Source organism: Herbaspirillum sp. RTI4 (assembly GCF_034313965.1).
Taxonomy (GTDB): Bacteria; Pseudomonadota; Gammaproteobacteria; order Burkholderiales; family Burkholderiaceae_D; genus Herbaspirillum.
Window position 1 is genome coordinate 3,536,414 of record NZ_JAVIWQ010000002.1, and the last position, 21,574, is coordinate 3,557,987.

The following is a 21,574-nucleotide window of genomic DNA, read 5'->3' on the forward strand; positions in this document are numbered from 1 at the left end:
GCAGGATCAGTACTGATAGCTCAGCTGAAAACCGATGGCCGGGCTGGCGTTGGGCATGCCTTGCGGTTTGTAGAGCGACCAGCCGGAAAAGAGGTCGTAGTTCATGCCGCCGATGCGACCGCGCACGCCAACGGTGGTGCCGACGAGGCTGTCGCCGAGCAAATAGCGGACGCTGGGGCCATAGACTTTGCCGACATCCAGACCGGCGTAGACCGCATGTTTGCTACGGGCGATCGGGGCTTCGAGGTCGTTGCGCAGGAAGAAGCCGCGTTCGGCGGCCAGCATCGTTTCGCCGTCGAAGCCGCGCACGGTGTAGCGGTTGCCGATGGCAAACATGTCGCTCATGTAGAGCCGGGAGCGGGTGGTTTGCGCGCGTAAGGTGCCGGTGTAGGTCAGCGGCTGACCGGCGACGCTGAAGGGGAGGACGAGGTTGGCGTCGAGGCTTTGCAGGCTGTAGCGGTGCATGGGGTCGTTCTCGGTGCGCCAGTCGGCTTCGCCCTGCCCGCCCAGCCAGGCGGTTCCCCAGCGGTTGGCGAGTGTCAGGTCGAGTTGGGCGGGGCCGAAATAGTGGGTGTGTATCCAGGCCAGTTCGGCGTAGGTGGTGTTGCGCCGCTGGACGTTGATTTCGGTGCTGTTGATGAAAGAGCTGCTCAAGCGTTTGCCGACTTTGAATTGCCAGCTGTTCTTTTGCGAGGGGTCGCGCTGGAACAGGTGCGCGATTTTGAGGTCGAGGTTGCGGGAATTGCCGCTGGCGACGAATTGCTGGTAGAGGCCGGCGACTTTCTGGTGGTAGCGGTAGTTGCCGGCGGACAGGGCTAAGGTCCAGTTGCCTAGGGGCAGGCCGTAATACAGGCTGTTGCCGCCGGTGCCGCGGTCGCCGCCGCGTCGGTCAACGTCGGTGTTGAGGCTGAGGTTGAGCAGGTCGTTGAGGCCGAGCGGGTTGTCTATGCTCAGATTGAGGCCGCCTTGCAATTTGCCGGTGGCTTTGGCTCCGCTGTCGTCGAGCGTGGTACTCAGTCGCCAGGGTTTGCTGCGCGTGACGGCAATGACGACGTCGCTTTCGCCGGGGACTGCGCCGGGGACGATTTCCATGCTGACGTCCTGGCTGGGGACGCGCTTCATTTGCTCCAGGCCCTGTTCCAGTTCGCGCAGGTTGAGCAGACGGCCGGGGCCGGTCGGAAAGGCGTTGACCCAGGTGCCGCGCTGTTCGGGATCGGCAAAGCGGATGTTGCGGATAATGCCGGGGATCAGAGCGAGTGTGAGTGTGCCGCTGCTTAGTTCTTGCTCGGGGATGCCAATGCGAGTGGTGCTGTAGCCCTGGATCAAGATCAGGCGGGTGAGGCGTCGTACGATCAGGTTCAGGCCTTCTTTGCCGATGCAGGTGCCAGCGTATTGATCCAGGTATTGCTGGGCGAAGCGGAACGGGTCGAAGGTGAGCTGGCTGGCTCCGGCTTGCCGGAGTGCGGGCGATAAATGCGGCGGGACTTCCAGCAGCAGGCTATTGATTTTGAAGCAGGGGGATTCGCTTGGGAGTGCGAGCGATTCCAGCTCATCGGTCGTGGTCTGCGGTGCGCGCAGTTCGACCCGGGGGGATTGTGATTGATTTTCCCTTTCGACGGCTTCCGACTGGCTGCGGCGGCGCTGTTGTTCGTTGGCATCGATTGAGGTGGATTGCCCTCTTGCATCGGCAAACGCTGCGCTCAATAGCAACGCCATGCCGGCGTAGTGCATGTGGCGCACAGCGTGCGTGCTGAGCTTACGGGCCGCGGCCTGCTTCTTCATTGATCGAGTACTTTCTTTTTGTTGAGTGGCCGTGGCCGTCAACCGCTGATTGCCAGGGGTTTTAGAAAGACTCGATCTTGTCGATATTCGCTATTTTCAGAAATATGACGAGTACCAATGTAGAAGCAAATCTACGTAGTATTGCTTATGGAAAAGTATTGAAAATCGTATTCGGGCGAGTTGGGTGCGACTTGAGGAGGCGGGTCTGTTACGCCGCTTTGACTGGTTTAGTTCTTTGGTGCATGTTCGGGCAAGGCGCTTGCCCCGGAAGATGCGAGTGCAAGGCAAGGCATCTTCAATTTCTTTGACTTGTATTATGTTTGGCAAGTTGGTTTTGCCTGAGCCGATCTGGCTTGGATTGGCGCATGCATTTGGGGAGCCCCAAATGGAAAGCCCGCAGCACGAATAAATTCGATGCTGCGGGCCGGTGTCTCCTCTACCCTCTAATGAGATAGGATTTTTAACTGCTTGACGCATAGTGCGCTAGATTTTACCTATAGTCATTATGCGCCGCACTATATTTGAAAAAGTGATATAAGACCGAAAATCAGTCACTTCATAGTGATCGTTTGTTAAGGCCTCTTTTGAGGCCTCCTCTATAATTTCGGACAAAAAAAAGCCCGGGAGCTTTGCAGCTTCCGGGCTAAATCCAATTCTTTTAGAGGTAATTGGAGGAGACAGGTGTAACTATATAGATCGAGGCATTTGTCCACAACTTTATTATTCGCATACCTGTTATCCAATTTGTGAATAATACCTTCCATCTGCAGCTATATACATTCTCCCCCACATAGATAAAATAAGGTTTCGGTTGCAGTGCGGCATAGATAATGCCGTCTCCCATTCCCCGAATTAAGACTATCCGTCTGCAATAAGCTGCTCCGTAGAAATAAAAAAGGGACGCAACCCGAAGGTTCGTCCCTTTTTTCTCACCGGTCAGCGCTGCTGCTGACTGACCCGGTCAGGTATTACGAATCGCGGCCAGCCTTTTTGCGTTCGTTTTCTTTCAGATAACGTTTGCGCAAGCGGATGCTCTTCGGTGTGACTTCGACCAGCTCGTCGTCATCAATGAATTCCACTGCATATTCCAGCGACATTTCGATTGGCGGCACCAGGCGCACCGCTTCGTCAGTACCGGAGGAACGAACGTTGGTCAGTTGCTTGCCCTTGATCGGGTTGACGACCAGATCGTTGTCGCGCGAGTGGATACCGATGATCATGCCTTCATAGACTGGATCATTGTGGCTGACGAACATACGGCCGCGATCTTGCAGTTTCCAGATGGCGTAGGCAACGGCAGCGCCGTCGTCCTGGGAAATCAGCACGCCATTGCGACGACCGCCGAGTTCACCCTTACTGTTGTCCACTGGTGCGTATTCGTCGAACACGTGGCTCATCAAGCCAGTGCCGCGTGTCAGCGTCATGAATTCGCCCTGAAAACCAATCAGGCCGCGTGCAGGAATACGGTATTCCAAGCGCACACGTCCTTTGCCGTCCGGTTCCATGTTCTGCAGATCGCCACGACGACGACCCAGTTCTTCCATGACACCGCCCTGGTTGTTTTCTTCAACATCCACAGTCAGATTTTCGTACGGCTCGTGACGTTCGCCATCGACCATCTTGTAGACCACGCGTGGACGCGAAACGGCCAGCTCGAAGCCTTCGCGACGCATGTTTTCAATCAGAATCGTCAGATGCAATTCGCCGCGACCCGACACTTCATAGGTCGAATCGTCGTTTTCTGCTTGCACTACGCGCAAAGCCATGTTGGCTTTCAGTTCGCGGTCCAGACGGTCGCGGATCTGACGAGTAGTAACGAATTTGCCTTCGCGGCCAGCCAGTGGCGAATTGTTCACCATGAAGTTCATGGTCAGTGTCGGTTCGTCGATCTTCAACATCGGCAAGCCTTCCGGGGTGTCCGGTGCGCAGATGGTGGAACCAATGCTGATGTCTTCAATACCATTGATCAGTACGATGTCGCCAGCCAGTGCTTCGTCAACCTGCACGCGATCCAGACCACGGAAAGTCAGCACTTGGTTGATACGCGCCTTGGTTGGCTTGTCATCCGGGCCATTCATCCAGACCACGTCTTGCAGGGCTTTGACGCGACCGCGCAGGATACGGCCAACGCCGATTTTGCCGACGTAAGACGAGTATTCCAGCGAGGTGATTTGCAGTTGCAGCGGACCATCCGGATCATCTTCGCGTGCAGGAACGTGTTCGAGGATTGCGTCGAACAGGGGCTCCATATTGCCTTCGCGGATGGAATCTTCCAGACCAGCGTAGCCTTTGAATCCCGATGCGTAAATGATAGGGAAATCCAATTGCTCGTCGGTAGCGCCGAGTTTGTCGAACAGTTCGAAAGTGGCGTTGACCGCTTTTTGCGGGTCAGCATTTTCACGGTCGATCTTGTTGACCACAACGATAGGCTTCAGACCCAGGGCCAGCGCCTTGCGCGTTACGAAACGCGTTTGTGGCATCGGGCCTTCTTGCGCATCCACCAGCAGCAGCACGCTGTCTACCATCGACAGCACGCGCTCAACTTCGCCACCGAAGTCGGCATGGCCGGGGGTGTCTACGATGTTGATGTGGGTGCCCTTGTATTCGACGGCACAGTTCTTAGACAGAATCGTGATACCGCGTTCTTTTTCGATATCGTTGGAGTCCATCACGCGGGCGTCAACCTGTTGGTTTTCGCGGAAGGTACCAGATTGACGCAGCAACTGGTCTACGAGTGTGGTCTTGCCATGATCGACGTGGGCAATGATGGCGATGTTGCGAATAGCGCGTTTTGGAGTTGACATAAATAGTTGGTTGCTGTGCCGATGGGAGGCGCGCATTATAGCATGCTGCAATGCACGAACTTTTTTACTGATTCCTTGCCAACAAGTCCTTCTATTTCAAAGACTTGCTGCATTTCTAATTACGTTGTGATGTCTTGCGATGCACTAACAATGCGTCGCGGCGGCTATCGCGCCTTAATTCTGAAATTGCACCGTGGAAATCAAACGCTCCGGGGCCAATACAGTAAATTCCTGCATCAGTCCGGTGCCCAGCAATTGCTGGTCTTCCCGTCGATACACACGCACCCGACCGAGTTGTTCCGGCGCGCTGATCTGCTCCTTGCCAAGCGATAAACGCTGACCCTGTAAAAATCGCTGCGCCAGCACTTCCGGCAATTCCACTACCGGAAACGAGGTGAGCAAGGCATCGACCGGCATCAATGAAGTGGCGCGTTCCGATTCGGGAATTGCCGCGAACTGCTCCAGGGTGATGCCGTCCTTCAACGTCAGTACGCCGACACCGGTGCGACGCAAGGCCTGCAGATGCGCCCCGCAACCGAGTGCGGCGCCGATGTCTTCGCCCAGCACCCGAATATATGTGCCCTTGCTGCAACAAACCCGCAGATGCAGATACGGTGCCTGGTACTGAAGCATTTCCAGTGCATGGATCACAACCGGGCGGGCTTCGCGTTCCAGCGTAATGCCAGCGCGCGCGTATTCGTACAAGGGCTTGCCGTCGCGCTTGAGCGCAGAATACATTGGCGGCGTTTGCTCCTGAGGACCACGAAATCGCTCCAGTACGGTGGCGATCTGCTCCGGCGTAACGTCAACTTCCAGAGTCTGCAACACCTCCCCTTCGGTGTCGCCAGTCGTCGTCTGCACGCCCAGGTGGACTACCGTTTCGTAGGTTTTGTCCGCCTCCAACAAGTCCTGCGCAAACTTGGTTGCCTCCCCAAAACACAAGGGCAGCAAGCCGGTTGCGAAGGGGTCCAGCGTCCCAGTGTGGCCCGCTTTTTCCGCATTCAGCAGGCGCTTTGCCGCAATCAGGGCATCGTTGCTGGAATGGCCGACCGGCTTATCCAGGAGCAATACGCCATGAACGGGAACGCGCTTTTTTTTAGGCTGGAAAGACGCCATCGGGAATCATCAGTGAGGGAAAAATGGAATAAACAGCCCGGTTGCAGGCCGAATAATCAAAAGAAATAAACAGAACAAATATGCAGGACAAATATGCTGACCTAATAAGTGACCCAAACCGCCAGTGACTAGCGGAAGTCAGCTTTCGTCGGCATCCTTGGCACGCGTAGCGTTGGCTTCGTCGATCAGTTTCGACATATGCAAACCGCGCACCGTCGAATCGTCATGCACGAAATGCAATTGCGGCAGCGTATGGATGCTGAGACGGCGACCTAATTGCGTCCGCAGAAAACCGGCTGCCTTGTTCAGTACTTCCAGCGTGCCGCGCACGGCGACAGGATCATCCTGCAAGGTCGTGAAAAACACCTTGGCGTGTGCGTAATCGGGGGTCACCTGAACTTCGGTCAGCGTAATCATGCCAACCCGGGGATCTTTCAATTCGTACGCGATGAGTTCCGACAGATCGCGCTGGATCTGGTCGGCGACGCGCAAGCCGCGGCCGGGAATCGATTTACTATGTTTTGCCATATGCGTGTTACTGCCTATCCTGCTGATGTTGCTTATATTACTGAGGGGTTGCCTACCCTGCTTTCAAGGGGCGGATGCAGCGGCCGGGAATGACATGGCACTGAACATCCCCGCATCGGCTGCCGGATTCCGGCAACTGACGCGGTGAGGCAATAACGCTTTACATCGTGCGGGCGATTTCCTGCACTTCGAAAATCTCGAGCTGATCGCCGACCTGGATGTCGTTGAAGTTCTTGAGTGACAAACCGCATTCGAAGCCAGCTCGGACTTCTTTGGCGTCGTCCTTGAAGCGCTTGAGCGAATCCAGATCGCCGGTCCACAGCACAACATTGTCGCGCAGCAGGCGCACGGACGAACCGCGACGCACCAGACCTTCGAGCACATAGCAACCGGCAATCGCGCCGACTTTGCTGACGAGGAACACTTGTCGGATTTCAACCAGACCCAGCGACTGTTCGCGCTTTTCAGGCGACAGCATGCCGGACATGGCGGCCCGCACTTCGTCTACCGCATCGTAAATGATGTTGTAGTAGCGGATGTCCACGCCATTGGCTTCGGCCAGCTTGCGGGCAGAGGCATCGGCCCGTGTGTTGAAGCCGATGATGACTGCCTTCGAGGCCACGGCCAGGTTGACGTCGGATTCGGTAATACCACCGACTGCCGCATGCACCACCTGCACCCGCACTTCGCTGTTGGACAGCTTTTGCAAGGATTGAACCAGTGCTTCCTGCGAACCTTGCACGTCGGTCTTGACGATCATTGGCAGGTTCTTGACTTCGCCTTCGGCCATTTGATCGAACATGTTTTCGAGCTTGGCGGCTTGTTGCTTGGCCAGCTTGACGTCGCGGAACTTGCCTTGACGGAACAGGCCGATTTCACGCGCTTTGCGCTCATCGGACATGACCAGAACTTCTTCACCGGCGACCGGCACTTCAGTCAGACCCTGAATTTCGACCGGAATCGATGGGCCAGCTTCAGTAATGCTCTTGCCATTTTCATCGAGCATCGCACGTACCCGGCCGAATGAGGAACCTGCCAGCACGACATCGCCGCGCTTGAGCGTACCCGACTGCACCAGAATAGTGGCGACCGGGCCGCGGCCCTTGTCCAGCTTGGCTTCAATCACCAGACCGCGTGCAGGCACGTTGATGGCCGATGTCAGCTCCAGCACTTCCGCCTGCAACAGCACTTGTTCCAGCAGACTATCGATACCCTCACCGGTCTTGGCTGACACGCCGATGAATGGCGACTCTCCGCCGTATTCTTCAGGAACGACGCCTTCGGCAACCAGTTCCTGCTTAACGCGGTCCAGATTGCTGCCCGGCTTGTCGATCTTGTTGATCGCTACGACCAGCGGCACACCGCTGGCCTTGGCATGGGCAATCGCTTCCTTGGTTTGTGGCATCACGCCATCGTCGGCGGCAACCACCAGAATAACGATGTCGGTTGCCTTGGCGCCGCGGGCACGCATGGCCGTAAAGGCTTCATGGCCCGGCGTATCGAGGAAGGTGATCATGCCACCCGACGTTTCGACGTGATATGCGCCGATGTGCTGGGTAATGCCACCGGCTTCGCCGGAAGCAACCTTGGTACGACGAATGTAATCGAGCAGCGATGTTTTACCGTGATCGACGTGACCCATGACGGTGACGACCGGAGCGCGCGCCAGGACGATAGCGTCGACATGCTCAACACCCTCTTCCAGCAAGGCTTCAGGGTCATCGAGCTTGGCCGCGAATGCGCGGTGGCCCATTTCTTCGACCACGATCATGGCCGTTTCCTGGTCCAGCACCTGGTTGATGGTGACCATTTGGCCCAGTTTCATCAGATGCTTGATGACTTCGGATGCCTTGACCGACATCTTGTGCGCAACTTCCGCTACGGTGATGGTTTCAGGAATATGCACATCCTTGACGACAGCTTCTGTCGGCGCCTGGAAATTGCTTTCGTGATCATCTTGTTGATTGCTGCGACGCCCCTTAGGGCCACCGCGCCAGCTATCACGCCCGCCGCCACTTGGGCCGCGTGCTTTCATGCCGGTGCCGCGTTTTTTCGCGTCATCCTGCCAGGTGGAGGAAACATTGGCCGACTTGATCGATTTCTTGTCGACGACAGGTTTCTTTTCGTCTTTCTTTTCGCCCGGCTTCTTGTCAGCCGGCTTGTGCAATGTGCCTTCAGCAGGCTTGGCAACCACCGGCGCGACGACTGGCTCCGGTGCTTTGATGACGCGCCGCGGCGCATTCATCATGGCCTTGATCTGCGCAACTTCGTCAGCGACAGCCTTACGGGCACGTTCAGTTGCAACGACACGGTCAGCCGCTTCCTTGCTTGCCAGCTCGGTTTTTTTCTTGGCTTCTTCGGCAGCTGCACGCTTTTTCTCGGCTTCTGCCGGATCGGTCTGTTCAGGTGCTGCAACGGGAATCGCTGCGACGGCCTGCTCGGCAGCAACTTCTGCTTTCGCCGCCAGCTTGGCTTCACGCTCTGCCTGCTTGGCATGCTCTTCAGCTGCTTTGGCTTGAGCGATTTCTTCCGCTTCCAGCTGCGCCAGACGCTGCTGCTTCTCTCGCAGGTCGGCTTCCTGACGCGCGATCAATTCGACCTGACGCTGCGCTTCCGCTGCGCGCCGTTCGATTTCCGCCTGGTCGATCACAGGAACCGGCGCCTCTTCTTGCGCAGCAGCGGTTTCTTGCGGTGCCTCATCACGCTTGATGAACGTCCGCTTTTTGCGCACTTCCACTTGGATCGTGCGCGACTTTCCAGTAGCGTCAGCCTGCTTGATTTCGGTCGTTTCCTTGCGAGTCAGCGTAATTTTTTTCTTGTCGCTATCCGGTGCTGCGCCACGAACCCGCCGCAAATGCTCGAGCAGGCGATCCTTATCTTCTTTCGACAAGGCGTCGTCTTCAGAGCTTTTATCCACTCCTGCCGACTTCAATTGGGTCAACAGCAGATCCGCCGGCATTTTCAGCTCGGTGGCAAATTGGGCTACATTGTTACTTGCCATTCAATCCTCTTTTCTATATTGCTCAGCAGATGCTACGGGCAGACGCTAAATACGCGCATTTCAGCTTATTTAGCTTCAGCAAGGCTCCATGCCCTGGCCTGCAATGCTTTCGCATGCTCATCGTATTTGGCGTCAATGAGTGTCATCTCATCATCCGTCACATCTGCAAATTCGTTTTCTCTCAGCTGACGTGCGCGATCTGCTGGCAATGCCAGAATCGCTGCGAATTCATCGTAGGCCAGCGCGATAAAAGCCTTCAGTGTCTTGATACCCGCCAGACCCAGCTTGCCGGCCATCACGCGCTCCATGCCCTCGAATTCGATCAGCGCCTCTTCCATGCCTTCGAGTCCCTCTTCCGAGGCAATCGCTTCACTGACCAGGGCATCGCGAGCGCGATTACGCAGTTCGTTGACGGTGTCTTCGTCGAAGGATTCGATTTCCAGCATTTCATTGATCGGCACGTAGGCGATCTCTTCCAGACTGGCGAAACCTTCTTCCACCAGAATATCGGCCACTTCCTGATCGACATCCAGTTTTGCCATGAACAAGGCGCGGATCGCACCAGTTTCCACAGCGGATTTGTCAGCCGATTCTTCCGCAGTCATGATGTTGATCTGCCAGCCGGTCAGCTCTGCCGCCAGACGGACGTTTTGTCCGCCGCGGCCGATAGCGATGGCCAGATTTTCTTCATCCACCACGACATCCATGGCGTGCGTATCTTCATCGACCATAATCGACGACACATTCGCCGGCGCCAGTGCGCCGATAACAAACTGCGCCGGGTCTTCCGACCACAGGACGATATCGACACGCTCACCGCCGAGTTCGCCGGTCACTGCCTGCACGCGCGAACCGCGCATGCCGACACAGGTGCCGATAGGATCGATGCGTTTGTCTGCTGTATAGACGGCGATCTTGGCGCGAACGCCGGGATCGCGTGCTGCTGATTTAATGTCCAGCAGGCCTTGTTCGATTTCCGGGACTTCCAGCTCGAACAGCTTCATGATGAATTCAGGCGCGGTGCGCGACAGGATGACCTGTGGGCCACGAGCGTTGCGTTCTACGCGCAGAATATAAGCGCGGACGCGGTCGCCGATGCGCAGATTTTCTTTAGGGATAGTCTGGTCGCGTGGCAGGCGGGCTTCGATTTTGCCGGATTCCACAATGGCATCGCCGCGTTCCATGCGCTTGATCGTGCCGGTGACCAATGAATCACCGCGCTCCAGGAAATCAGCCAGAATTTGTTCGCGCTCGGCGTCACGGATACGTTGCAGAACCACTTGCTTTGTATCTTGGGCGAAGCGGCGTCCGAAGTCGACCGATTCGATCGGCTCTTCGATGTATTCATCCACTTCGATATCGGGGATTTGCTCTTTGGCTTCGAAATGCAGCACTTCCTGATCGGGCAGCTGCAAGCCGGCCTCATCTGGCACAACGTGCCAGCGGCGGAAAGATTCGAATCCGCCATCTTCACGATTGATCGTGACCCGGATGTCGACATCGCCTTCATAGCGTTTTTTGGTGGCCTGGGCGAGAGCGTGTTCGAGCGCGCCGAAAACGACATCCTGATCGACATTTTTTTCGCGCGCCAGCGCATCGACTAACAATAAAACTTCGCGGCTCATGCTTTGCGGCTCCTAAAATTCACTTGCGGCACCAGACGTGCCTTATCCACATCGGCGAGCGCAAAATCCAGCACCGCTACCGACCCATCGTTTGCTTCGAATTCCAGTTTTAGTACTTCACCATCCGGTGCGCGCAACAAACCTTGGAAAGATTTGCGATGCGCCGTACCCGGCATCGGCACCCGCAGTTTGATCAGGGCTTCCTGATCAACGAAACGCTGGAAATCAGCCAGCTTTTTCAGCGGCCTATCCAGTCCGGGGGACGATACTTCCAGCCGTTCGTAGACGACATTTTCTACCGTAAATACATGCAGTAACTGATGCGTGACTTTTTCGCAGTCTTCGACGGTGATTGCACCCTGATCCGCGCGCTCGGGCGGGAAGTCGATGTACACGCGCAGCATGCCGTGCGCGGCTTTTTCAAAGTCCACCAATTCGTAACCCATGCCCGTCAGGGTTGTCTCTATCATTTCCTGCAATTGCAAATCGGTCTCCGTCGGCATCCACGGATGCCATTCATACGTTTGAACAGTGCGCTGCATACACCGGCAATGCCATCGGGCGACGAGTCACCTTTATTACTTGTACTACTTCAATGGACATCTTGCCGTCATGCACAAATGGTTCAGCAAAAAAAAATGGGCATCTGCCCATCTTTCTAATCGTTAATCAAATACAAGCAGATCGACTTGTATTTTTTGCTGAGCCACGCGGTTAACTCCGGCATTGTAACTGAATAACACCTTCACCGCAAATCAGCCGTATTAACGACTTCTTACCGGAGCAACCCTGAGGGACCAACCGCTACACAACAACGACACGATTAGTCCGTCGAGACTCAGCCGCGCGTGCGCCGACGCGGCATACCGTTCTGTCCTTGACCCTGCCCTTGCCCTTGTGGCTTTGCTTGCCCCATGGGACTACGCGGACGCGATTGACGGCGCTGACCAGCGTCAGGAAACCCGAGAGCTGTCTGCAATGGATCAGGTTGCCGGGAGCGTGGCTTTCCTTGCCCCTGACCGCCGCCATCAGGATTGCTGCCGCCCTGCCATTGGCTGCGACGCGGCGCGCCTTGCGCTGCGCCGGCATACGAACCCTGTCCCTGCGGTTTGCCACGGCCGCCGCCATTACCGGCATATCCACCGCCATTGGCATTGCCGCCGCTGACGTTGCCATTCACATTGCCGTTGACGTTCCCGTTGCTATTGCCGTAACTGTTGCCATTACCATAACCAGCGCTGTTGCCATTGCCGGTGCTGTTGCCGTTACCACGACGATTACCGTTGTCATCGCCATAACGACCGCCGCCCTGCTTTTTGCCCGGAGCTTTACCATCGGGTACTATTTTTTCCAGGCCACTCACGGCAAGCAAATCACGCACAGCGTTTTCTTCCAGCTCTTCCCAACGGCCGCGTTTCAGGCCGCTCGGCAAGGTCATGGCACCGTAACGGGTACGGATCAGACGTGAAACCGTCAAACCAACCGCCTCAAACATCCGGCGCACTTCACGATTACGACCTTCGCCGATGATGACGCGATACCACTTATTAACGCCTTCACCACCGCCGTCAGAAATTTTTGAAAACTGCGCCGTGCCGTCATCCAGTTCGACGCCATTCAACAGTTTCTGGCGCATGCCCTCTTCCAGCTCGCCCAAGGTACGGACGGCATATTCACGATCAATGCCGTAGCGCGGGTGCATCAGACGGTTAGCCAGATCGCCGGAGGTTGTAAACAACAGCAAACCTTCGGTGTTGAAATCCAGACGTCCCACGGCCAGCCACTTTCCGACTTTCATGGTCGGCAAGCGCTCGAATACCGAGGAGCGGCCTTCAGGGTCGTTATGACTGACAATTTCACCGGCCGGCTTGTGGTACATCAATACGCGCGGCGGGCGCTTGCTGACTTTACGATGCAACAGCTTGCCATTGATACGGACCTGGTCAGCCGGCAGAATCCGCTGACCGATGTGAGCAGGCTCGCCATTGACCGAGACGCGGCCGGCAATAATCAGTTCTTCCATATCGCGCCGTGATCCGAGACCGACTTCCGCCAGCACTTTGTGCAGTTTTGGCGCGTCATCATCGGCGATCAGATCACGCTGACCATTTTTACCGCGACGTTCATGCTGTGGACGATTGCCCGGGCCGCCTTCTTCTGCGGAACTATCGAAAGCCTCCGAGGTGACGTAGGAAAAAATATCTTCGGCCGCATTGCCATTGTTGCGCGCACCGAGTTGCGGCGCTTTGGTCTTGCCCTGGCCTTTGACGAAAGGCTTTTTACCTTTGGGATTCTGACGTTGCCGATCTTGTCCTTGCTTGCGTGATTCAGCAATCGCGTTGTCGGCGACGGGAATAGGCGCATTGGGCATTGCATCGAAGCTCATCATTTCAGTCTGATGCGGTGCCGGTGGAACTGTACCCTCGCCGGCTGCCTCGGCTGCCCGTTGAGCGATCCGATTGTTACGCATGGCGCGGGGGCCACGTACGCCGCGGCGCGGTGTTTTGTCACGGGGGGCTTCCGCACCCGGGGTATCGAACAGTTGTGGCGCGGACGATGTCGGCTCGCTACTGACGGTCACGACGACCACCGGACGCGGGGCTGTCAATATTTTCTGCACCGGAGCCTCCACGACCACGGCAGCTGCGGCTTCGGCGACGATCACTGGTTTGGCGCGTGGCTTGGGTTTCGCTTTGATCACCGGTACGGGCGCCGACACGGCGTCTGCAGTAACAGGCAATGCGGCCTCGGTCGCCAGTTCCTTAACTACCTTGGCCCGTGAAGCCCGCTTCTTCGGTGCCGGCTTTTCTGCCGTCTCGGCGGATGCGGTCTCAGTCGTCTTGAGCGGCAATGCCGTTGCTTCATCAGCAACTTTCTTGGCCCGCTTCTTGATCGGTTTGACCGTTTCCGTCGTAGTGACGACGTCATTAGCGGCGCCTGTAGTCGGCTGGGCAGTTGAGGTGTCGGGAGAGCTAGTTGGTTTCATTATCAGTATCGTGTTTGTTCTGAGTTGCCAAGGACGTAGCAACGGGCGCGGTCTCTGCAACTGGTTCGTGGAAAGAAAGCGCCGGGGTCATTTCGCCGCTTGCCGTGAATGGCGACGGTGTTTGCGGCGACGCTGCCTGAGTCTTGGTGGATATCTTGCTTGGTATCTCGGGGGCTTCGGTATTGCCGGCAGCATGCGCGCTACCGTCGGCATCATTGCCGGTTTCGAGCGCATCCGGCACTACATCGTTCTCTATATTCTTGATTGTCGGCTCAGCTGGCTCGCCGGCGTCTACCGGCTCAAACAGCGTTTCGACCGCAGGAGCCGGCTCCTCGTCGAATTCCGCCGTAATCAAATCAGCTTGTGGATTCTGTTGCAAAGCTTCTAAATGCGCAGCTCTGCCGGCATCGTCGGCATCCTGACCGCCAATGGCCTGCAGCGGCGGCAATTGCTCCAGCGAAGTCAGGCCCAGATCGTCCAGAAAGCGACGGGTGGTCGCAAACAGGGCTGGTCGGCCCGGCACGTCGCGGTGGCCAATGGATTCTATCCAGCTGCGCTCTTCCAGCAATTTAATCGTCTGGGTGCTGACGGTCACGCCCCGGATTTCCTCAATATCACCGCGCGTGACCGGCTGGCGGTAGGCAATGATGGCAAGTGTTTCCAGCGTGGCACGCGTGTATTTTTGTGGCTTCTCAGGATTGAGCCGCTCCAGGTACATTTTCATCCCGGGCCGGCTTTGAAAGCGCCAGCCGGTCGACAAACGGACGATTTCCAGACCTTTGTCTGCCCAGTCCGCCGCCAACTCCTCAAGCATTTGCTTGATGGTATCGGTGTTGATTTCACATTCCGCTTCGTCGCTTGCTGCATAGAGCGTTTTCAAGTCGTTGATCGACAGGGGCTCATGGGTGCATAGCAAGGCGGTTTCGAGGACTTTCTTAGCCTCAACAATATTCATGTACGACTCTTGTGCGACTGATTTAATAAAAGTTTGCAGTACGAGTTGCAAAACTATGCGTGGAATGTGCGCCGAATCAGGTCATCCTGCGGCAAGTCGGGGTGCTGCCGGTTTGCCCGACACGTCGCCGGGTAAGCGCCGGATTATCTGGCAAGTGCAAGGCACCATCGATTTACTGCTGCTTTCCGTCGCCCTGGTTCGAAGAGGTTTGTGATGGGGCGGGAATAAAATGACTTGGTGCAGGCGCTGAGCAATACTGCCGGCTCTTTCGCCACGTTATGACAGCCGGGACTCGCTCAATGAAGGGTAATGCATCGATACTGCTCTGTGCATTCCGTCCGATAGCAGCAACAGCCTGAGTGCTGTGGGGCGATGTCGTAACGTATGGGCAAGCAGTGTAGCACAAACCATACAGTGATTTGCCCCCGTTGTTTCTTGTTCACAGTGAGAGGGCCGTGACAGCGCGGCCTCAGTCACAAAGTGGCGAGCGGGGGATGGCTGTGGCGACACGCATTAGCTCGCCTGAAGCAGCCGCAGAAATTCTTCCGCCGGCATCGGTTTACCGAATAAGTAGCCCTGTACGGCATCGCAGCCGTTTTCTCTCAGAAACTGCTCCTGTCCTGTCGTTTCCACCCCTTCCGCAATCACCTTCAGGTTCAGCGTGTGGGCCAGGGAAATGATGGCTTTGACGATCGCGGCGCTGTCCAGATCGTTGCTGATTTCACGGACAAATGACTGGTCGATTTTCAGCGTATCGACCGGGAAACGGCGCAGGTAGCTCAGACTGGAATAGCCGGTACCGAAATCATCGACCGATATCTGTAAGCCCAGCGCTTTTAAGGTGTTCAGGCTGGCGATGGTTTTTTCGGCATCTTTCATCACCACGTTTTCGGTCAGCTCCAGTTCCAGCCAGCCGGCATCCAGTCCGGTTTCGGACAACACTTGCGCCACCACCGTGGCCAGATCGTGATTGAGTTGGTGCGGCGACAAGTTAACCGCCATAGAAACCGGTGACAGGCCGGCATCTTGCCACGCCTTGTTTTGCGCACAAGCGGTTCGCAGCACCCACTCGCCAATAGGAACAATCAAGCCCGCTTCTTCTGCTAAAGGAATGAATTTCCCCGGCGCAATCATGCCCTGTACCGGATCGTGCCAACGGATCAATGCTTCCGCGCCAATCAAGCTGCCATCGGCGAGGCTGATTTTCGGCTGGTAATACAGCTCAAATTCCTGCAGCTCCAAAGCGCGACGCAAGCTAACCAGCATTTGCAACCGGTCGTCCCCCTGAACATCCATGCTTTGGGAAAAATACTGGAAATTATTCCGGCCATCCTCTTTCGCCCTATACATGGCGGAATCGGCATTTTTAAGCAGACTTTCGACATCGCGGCCATCTACCGGGTACAGGCTCACGCCAATGCTACAGGTCACATGAAATTCTTTTTCCCTTATCATCCAGGGCCGCGCCACCACGTCCAATATGCGCTGCATGACTTCGGTGACGCTGGCCTGATCCTGCTGCCCCGGCAAGACCAGAACGAATTCATCCCCGCCCTGCCGCGCCACCATGTCCGTTTCCCGTACGCAAGAGCTCAGTCGTTGCGCCACGGTCCTCAGCAACTCATCTCCTACCTGATGACCAAGACTGTCGTTAATCAGCTTGAATTGATCCAGATCGACGAACACGACGGCAACAATCGAGTCACTTTCCTGCGCAGACTGCATCGACTGTTGTAAATGGCTGTTAAGCATGGCGCGATTGGGCAAGCCGGTCAGCACATCGTGTGTGGCCTGATGCCGCATTTCCGCTTCGTGCGATTTGCGTTTGGTGATATCTTCGACCGTTCCCTCGTAAAACTGAAGCTTGCCGATGGAATCCGTCACCGTGCGCGCATTTTCCGAAATCCAGATAATTTCTCCGTCGCGGCGGTAAATGCGGGACTCGAAATTGGTCACCGACCCATGCTGCGCCATCAGGCGCATAAACTCGGCGCGCCGCTGCGGATCGACATAGAGTTGCTGCCGAATATCACTCAAGCCGAGGATCAGTTTTTCCGGCGAGGCGTATCCATAGATCCTTGCCAGCGCGGGATTCACCGCCAGGTAGCTACCATCCATGGTCGACTGGAACACGCCTTCGATGGCATTTTCAAAGATGCTGCGATAGCGTCGTTCGGCTTCCCGCAAGGCGACTTCGGCCTGCTTGCGTTCGGTAATGTCTTGTATGAAACCTTCCAGGGCCTGCAACTCGTCCTTATCGCTGAAAATGCCGACACCGCGTTCCCACACCCAGCGGATTTCACCGTCGGCACGCACGATGCGATATTCGATTTCAAACCGGTTTTTCTTTGCTGTTTCAACACCTATGCGTTTGCGCACCCACAAACGATCTTCGGGATGGGTGATGCTTTCCAGCGAGGCACGTCCTTCATCCATGAAATCTTCGCGCTGAAAACCTGTCAGCTTGACGCAGCCTTCGCTGATGAATTCGATGCTCCATTGCGCATCGTCACGACAACGGTAAACCATGCCATCCAGATTGGAGAGCATGGTTTCCAGCATCCTCGAGGTAAATCCACCGATTACGCCGACCTTGCTCGTTTCAATCGAATTGCGGGGTACCAATTGCATCCGGGGAAAACCCTTTTTCTGATTGTTTGTATTGAGCATATTCCCGACACCTTCTCGACATTGCCAGAAAACTGAAGATCCACTCCTCTGATAAGCAATATCAGTGCCATTGAATCAAGAGGGCTGGAGGGATCTCTGACTGCATAAGCCTGGTGCAGAATTCCGGCATCCGGATTGAAGGGCTCTTTGCGCGAGCAGTCGGCAAAAAAAAACCGCCAGCAAGGCGGTTGTTTTCATGACAACAAATTCTGATTCATCCGGGAGGCAGTCGACTCATGTTCATCGACTGATGCTCATCGAATCATGTTCATCGACTGATATTCATCGACTGATATTCATCGACTCATGCTCGGCGAGCGTTGCCTTACCAATAAAAATGCGGTTTTATTTACGTTTCATGAAAAAAATAAACTCACTATTTTCTTCGGTCTGCGACAGTAAGTCGTTACCCGTCTGACGGGCAAAAGCCTGAAAATCGCGCACTGAGCCGGTATCTGTCGCCAGCACCCTCAGCACTTCACCGCTAGTCATGTCGGCCAAGGCTTTTTTCGTCTTCAGAATTGGCAACGGGCAATGTAATCCGCGCGCATCGAGTTCTCTGTTGAATGCAATGATCATGCTTGATTCTGAAGTGAAGTAAGGAAGTCTTAAATTCTACTGCAAAGCACGCTAATCTGGTGCATTGCAGCAGATGGTGTTGTATTTCTCGCCAGAAAATGCACCAAAAGGAATATATTTCCCCTTTTGTTTGCATTCTTATGTGACTACGTTCTCGCGTGGTGCGCCGGGGGTATCCACAAATTCCACGTCGAGGCCATGCGCCCGCATCCAGTCCGCGACCGCGTAACCCGTGCCTGCGCGCCAGGGAAGTAACTCGGCAGGAGGCACTAGCCGGTATTCCAGCAGCTCCTCGGAAAGACGAATCTCGCCAGTAGCTTTTACGTGATAAGCAATGATCAATTCATTCTTGCGCATGAATTCATAGACGCCGATCAGGCTGATTTCCTGCGCATCCAGATTGGTTTCTTCCTTGATTTCACGGGCGATTCCTTGTTCAGGCGTTTCATCGCGCTCCATGAAACCGGTAATCAAGGCAAATTTTCCTTCCGCCCATGCCGCATTGCGCGCCAGCAGAATGCGGCCGTCGATTTCCACCAGCGCCGCCAGAACCGGCAAGGGATTATCCCAGTGCGTCCAGTGCGCGTCGGGGCAAGCCAGCCGCTGTTTGCCACCCTCCCCGATATCAGCCCGCCATATCAGCGGCGCGGCACAGTGAGGGCAAAATTTAAAGTCGCTCATAGGAATCAAGCCCGCTCGGCAACCCATGCCGCCACGCTTTGCAGCGCCGCTGGCAAACCACTTGGGTCCGTACCGCCTGCCTGCGCCATATCGGCCCGTCCGCCGCCCTTGCCGCCCACTTGCTGGGCGACATGGTTGACCAGCTCACCGGCCTTGATGCGGGAGGTCGCATCGGCTGTCACGCCGGCAATCAGTGTGACCTTGCCGTCGCTGACCGAGGCCAGTACGATGGCGGCAGTTTTCAGTTTGGATTTGAGCTTGTCCATCGTCTCGCGCAAAGTAGCGCTGTCGGCTCCGTCCAAGGCGGCAGCCAGCACTTTGACGCCATTGACGTCAACGGCTTGTGCCAGTAACTCATCGCCCTGATTCGACGCCAGCTTGGATTTCAGTCCGGTCAGTTCTTTTTCCAGCCCCTTCACATGCTCCTGCACCTGCGCAATGCGCTGGGTCAGTTCATCGGCCGGTGCCTTCAACGCGGCTGCGGCGTCATTGATGCGGCTGCTCAAGGTCTGAACCAGCGCCAGCGCGCCTTCGCCCGTCACCGCTTCCACGCGACGGATACCGGCGGCAACGCCACCTTCCGCGACGATCTTGAACAAGCCGATGTCGCCGGTGCGCTGCACATGGGTACCGCCACACAGTTCCCGCGACGAGCCTATCGACAGCACACGGACTTCATCGCCGTATTTTTCACCGAACAAGGCCATGGCACCTGCGCTGACGGCGGCATCAAATCCCATGACCTGGGCTTCAGTCGCGGAGTTGCTTAAAATTTCGCGGTTGACGATTTGTTCGACCAGACGGATCTGCTCGGCGCTCACCGGGGCGTTGTGACTAAAGTCGAAACGGGTCTTGTCCGCGTCCACCAGCGAGCCTTTTTGCGCGACATGCGCGCCCAGCACTTCGCGCAGGGCCTTGTGCATCAGATGCGTGGCCGAGTGGTTGCGCATGATTTGCGCACGGCGCGCGATATCGACCCGGGCGTCGAGCTGATCGCCCAGCGCCAGCGTGCCGGTCGTCAAGATGCCATGAAGACCAAAAACATCGGGTTGGATTTTTTGCGTATCGGCTACGGCAAAAGCGTTACCGGACGATTCCAGCACCCCGGCATCGCCCGCCTGCCCGCCTGATTCCGCATAAAACGGCGAGACGTCGAGTACCACGATTGCCTCTTGCCCGGCAGCGATACGATCGACAGCAACGCCGCCGACATACAAAGCGGTGATGCTGGCCGGCTGGCTCAGCGTGTCGTAACCGACGAAGCGGGTCTTGACACCGTGGTAATCGATGACAGAGGCGGTCTTGAATTTTCCGGCGGCGCGAGCAGTCGATTTCTGACGTTCCATTGCAGCGTCGAAACCGGCTTCGTCCAGCTGCACGTTGCGTTCACGGCAGATATCGGCCGTCAGGTCGAGCGGGAAGCCGAAGGTATCGTAAAGCGTGAAGGCAGTGTCGCCGTCCAGTTTGCCCGGGGTCTTGGTCAGCGCTACTTCCAGGATTTTCATGCCGTGTTCCAGCGTTTCGCCGAAGCGCTCTTCTTCCTGCTTCAAGACTTGTTCCACGCGCTCTGCGGCGGCGGTCAGTTCGGGATAAGCGGCGCCCATTTCGACGACCAGATCCTTGACCAGTTTGTAGAAAAACGGCCGGGTCTGGCCCAGCTTATGGCCATGACGCAATGCGCGACGGATGATACGGCGCAGCACATAACCACGACCTTCATTGCCGGGAATCACGCCATCGACAATCAGGAAGGAAGTCGCGCGAATATGGTCGGCGATGACTTTCAAGGAATTTTCTTGCAAATCGGTAATGCCGGTTTCGCGCGCAGCCGCCTGAATCAGGCGCTGGAACAGGTCGATTTCGTAATTGCTGTGGACATGCTGCAAAATCGCTGCGAGTCGTTCCAGTCCCATGCCGGTATCGACGCAAGGAGCGGGCAAGGGGGACAGTACCGCTTCGCCGGTCGCAGGGTCGATCTGACGATCGAACTGCATGAACACGTTGTTCCAGATTTCAATATAGCGGTCGCCGTCGGCGTCAGGACTGCCCGGCGGGCCGCCCCAGACATCGGCACCGTGGTCATAGAAAATTTCGGAACAGGGTCCGCAGGGGCCGGTTTCAGCCATTTGCCAGAAATTATCAGACGCGTACGGTGCGCCCTTGTTGTCGCCGATACGCACGACGCGCTCTTTCGGCAAGCCGATTTCATTGACCCAGATGTCGTACGCTTCGTCATCGGTTTCATAAACGGTGGCCCAGAGCTTGTCGGCAGGCAGGCCATAAACGACGGTCAGCAACTCCCACGCCCACTTCAGCGATTCGCGCTTGAAGTAATCGCCAAAAGACCAGTTACCCAGCATTTCAAAGAAGGTATGGTGGCGCGCCGTGTAACCGACATTTTCCAGATCGTTGTGCTTGCCGCCCGCCCGCAGGCAGCGCTGCACCGACGTGGCGCGCACGTAATTGCGCTGATCCGTGCCGAGGAACACGTCCTTGAACTGCACCATCCCCGAATTAGTAAACAGGAGCGTCGGATCGTTGCCCGGCACCAGGCTGGACGAACGGACGATCGTATGTCCTTTGGATTCGAAAAATTTGAGGAATTTATCGCGGATATCGGCTGAATTCATGGGCGTGGGCAACTTGGTCAAAATAGCGAAAAATAGCGCTAAAAACGCTCGATTATACGTGATAAGGGCGCTGATAACAGCGATGGCCAGACCGAGTGTTCACCCAATCAGGAGTAAAGCGAAAACACGGCCAGGACGAATACAGGACGACGACAACTCAGGTCAGCTGTCTAGCCAAAAATCGACAACGTAAAAAAACCCGCCCGGATTGCTCGGG

Annotated in this window: 13 protein-coding genes; all 13 read right to left on the reverse strand. The window is 56.2% G+C overall.

Translation table 11 applies throughout. The features are described 5' to 3' along the window. Nucleotides 1-6: 6 nt before the first annotated feature. Complete coding sequence (locus tag RGU70_RS15805; RefSeq protein ID WP_322210345.1) at nucleotides 7-1,782, reverse strand: ShlB/FhaC/HecB family hemolysin secretion/activation protein; 1,776 nt, start codon at nucleotides 1,780-1,782, stop codon at nucleotides 7-9. A gap of 968 nt (nucleotides 1,783-2,750) precedes the next feature. Further along, entirely contained in the window at nucleotides 2,751-4,586 is a 1,836-nt protein-coding gene (typA, locus tag RGU70_RS15810; RefSeq protein WP_322210346.1) for a translational GTPase TypA, read from the reverse strand. A gap of 174 nt (nucleotides 4,587-4,760) precedes the next feature. Continuing rightward, complete coding sequence (gene truB / locus RGU70_RS15815) at nucleotides 4,761-5,702, reverse strand: tRNA pseudouridine(55) synthase TruB (protein WP_322210347.1); 942 nt, start codon at nucleotides 5,700-5,702, stop codon at nucleotides 4,761-4,763. A 138-nt stretch (nucleotides 5,703-5,840) separates the two neighbouring features. Continuing rightward, entirely contained in the window at nucleotides 5,841-6,230 is a 390-nt protein-coding gene (gene rbfA, locus RGU70_RS15820) for a 30S ribosome-binding factor RbfA (RefSeq protein ID WP_322210348.1), read from the reverse strand. A gap of 160 nt (nucleotides 6,231-6,390) precedes the next feature. Continuing rightward, entirely contained in the window at nucleotides 6,391-9,231 is a 2,841-nt protein-coding gene (infB, locus tag RGU70_RS15825) for a translation initiation factor IF-2 (protein ID WP_322210349.1), read from the reverse strand. A 65-nt stretch (nucleotides 9,232-9,296) separates the two neighbouring features. Beyond that, entirely contained in the window at nucleotides 9,297-10,856 is a 1,560-nt protein-coding gene (gene nusA, locus RGU70_RS15830) for a transcription termination factor NusA (protein WP_322210350.1), read from the reverse strand. Next, complete coding sequence (gene rimP / locus RGU70_RS15835; RefSeq protein ID WP_322210827.1) at nucleotides 10,853-11,341, reverse strand: ribosome maturation factor RimP; 489 nt, start codon at nucleotides 11,339-11,341, stop codon at nucleotides 10,853-10,855. Before rimP ends, nusA begins: the two co-directional genes overlap by 4 nt. Nucleotides 11,342-11,694: 353 nt before the next feature. Further along, a complete protein-coding gene (locus RGU70_RS15840) occupies nucleotides 11,695-13,842 on the reverse strand; it encodes a pseudouridine synthase (RefSeq protein WP_322210351.1) in 2,148 nt (715 codons plus the stop codon). Beyond that, on the reverse strand, nucleotides 13,829-14,797 hold the full coding sequence (scpB, locus tag RGU70_RS15845) for an SMC-Scp complex subunit ScpB (RefSeq protein WP_322210352.1): 969 nt from the start codon (nucleotides 14,795-14,797) through the stop codon (nucleotides 13,829-13,831). The genes RGU70_RS15840 and scpB overlap by 14 nt, the downstream gene beginning before the upstream one ends. 513 nt (nucleotides 14,798-15,310) lie before the next feature. Further along, on the reverse strand, nucleotides 15,311-17,359 hold the full coding sequence (locus RGU70_RS15850; RefSeq protein WP_322210828.1) for an EAL domain-containing protein: 2,049 nt from the start codon (nucleotides 17,357-17,359) through the stop codon (nucleotides 15,311-15,313). 453 nt (nucleotides 17,360-17,812) lie between these two features. Then, nucleotides 17,813-18,046: a sulfurtransferase TusA family protein gene (locus tag RGU70_RS15855; protein WP_322210353.1), complete on the reverse strand. Its 234-nt coding sequence runs from the start codon at nucleotides 18,044-18,046 to the stop codon at nucleotides 17,813-17,815. A 138-nt stretch (nucleotides 18,047-18,184) separates the two neighbouring features. Continuing rightward, nucleotides 18,185-18,727 carry an NUDIX domain-containing protein gene (locus tag RGU70_RS15860; RefSeq protein WP_322210354.1) on the reverse strand — a complete coding sequence of 181 codons (543 nt, stop codon included), beginning with the start codon at nucleotides 18,725-18,727 and terminating at the stop codon, nucleotides 18,185-18,187. 5 nt (nucleotides 18,728-18,732) lie between these two features. Further along, nucleotides 18,733-21,357, reverse strand: a complete 2,625-nt coding sequence (alaS, locus tag RGU70_RS15865) for an alanine--tRNA ligase (RefSeq protein WP_322210355.1) — start codon at nucleotides 21,355-21,357, stop codon at nucleotides 18,733-18,735. Between the last annotated feature and the right edge of the window lie 217 nt (nucleotides 21,358-21,574).

Bases quoted from the DNA above. Each gene is read 5' to 3' on its own strand.
- RGU70_RS15805 (WP_322210345.1), bottom strand. From the start codon at position 1,782: ATGAAGAAGCAGGCCGCGGCCCGTAAGCTCAGCACGCACGCTGTGCGC.
- typA (WP_322210346.1), bottom strand. From the start codon at position 4,586: ATGTCAACTCCAAAACGCGCTATTCGCAACATCGCCATCATTGCCCAC.
- truB (WP_322210347.1), bottom strand. From the start codon at position 5,702: ATGGCGTCTTTCCAGCCTAAAAAAAAGCGCGTTCCCGTTCATGGCGTA.
- rbfA (WP_322210348.1), bottom strand. From the start codon at position 6,230: ATGGCAAAACATAGTAAATCGATTCCCGGCCGCGGCTTGCGCGTCGCC.
- infB (WP_322210349.1), bottom strand. From the start codon at position 9,231: ATGGCAAGTAACAATGTAGCCCAATTTGCCACCGAGCTGAAAATGCCG.
- nusA (WP_322210350.1), bottom strand. From the start codon at position 10,856: ATGAGCCGCGAAGTTTTATTGTTAGTCGATGCGCTGGCGCGCGAAAAA.
- RGU70_RS15840 (WP_322210351.1), bottom strand. From the start codon at position 13,842: ATGAAACCAACTAGCTCTCCCGACACCTCAACTGCCCAGCCGACTACA.
- scpB (WP_322210352.1), bottom strand. From the start codon at position 14,797: ATGAATATTGTTGAGGCTAAGAAAGTCCTCGAAACCGCCTTGCTATGC.
- RGU70_RS15850 (WP_322210828.1), bottom strand. From the start codon at position 17,359: ATGCTGGAAACCATGCTCTCCAATCTGGATGGCATGGTTTACCGTTGT.
- RGU70_RS15855 (WP_322210353.1), bottom strand. From the start codon at position 18,046: ATGATCATTGCATTCAACAGAGAACTCGATGCGCGCGGATTACATTGC.
- RGU70_RS15860 (WP_322210354.1), bottom strand. From the start codon at position 18,727: ATGAGCGACTTTAAATTTTGCCCTCACTGTGCCGCGCCGCTGATATGG.
- alaS (WP_322210355.1), bottom strand. From the start codon at position 21,357: ATGAATTCAGCCGATATCCGCGATAAATTCCTCAAATTTTTCGAATCC.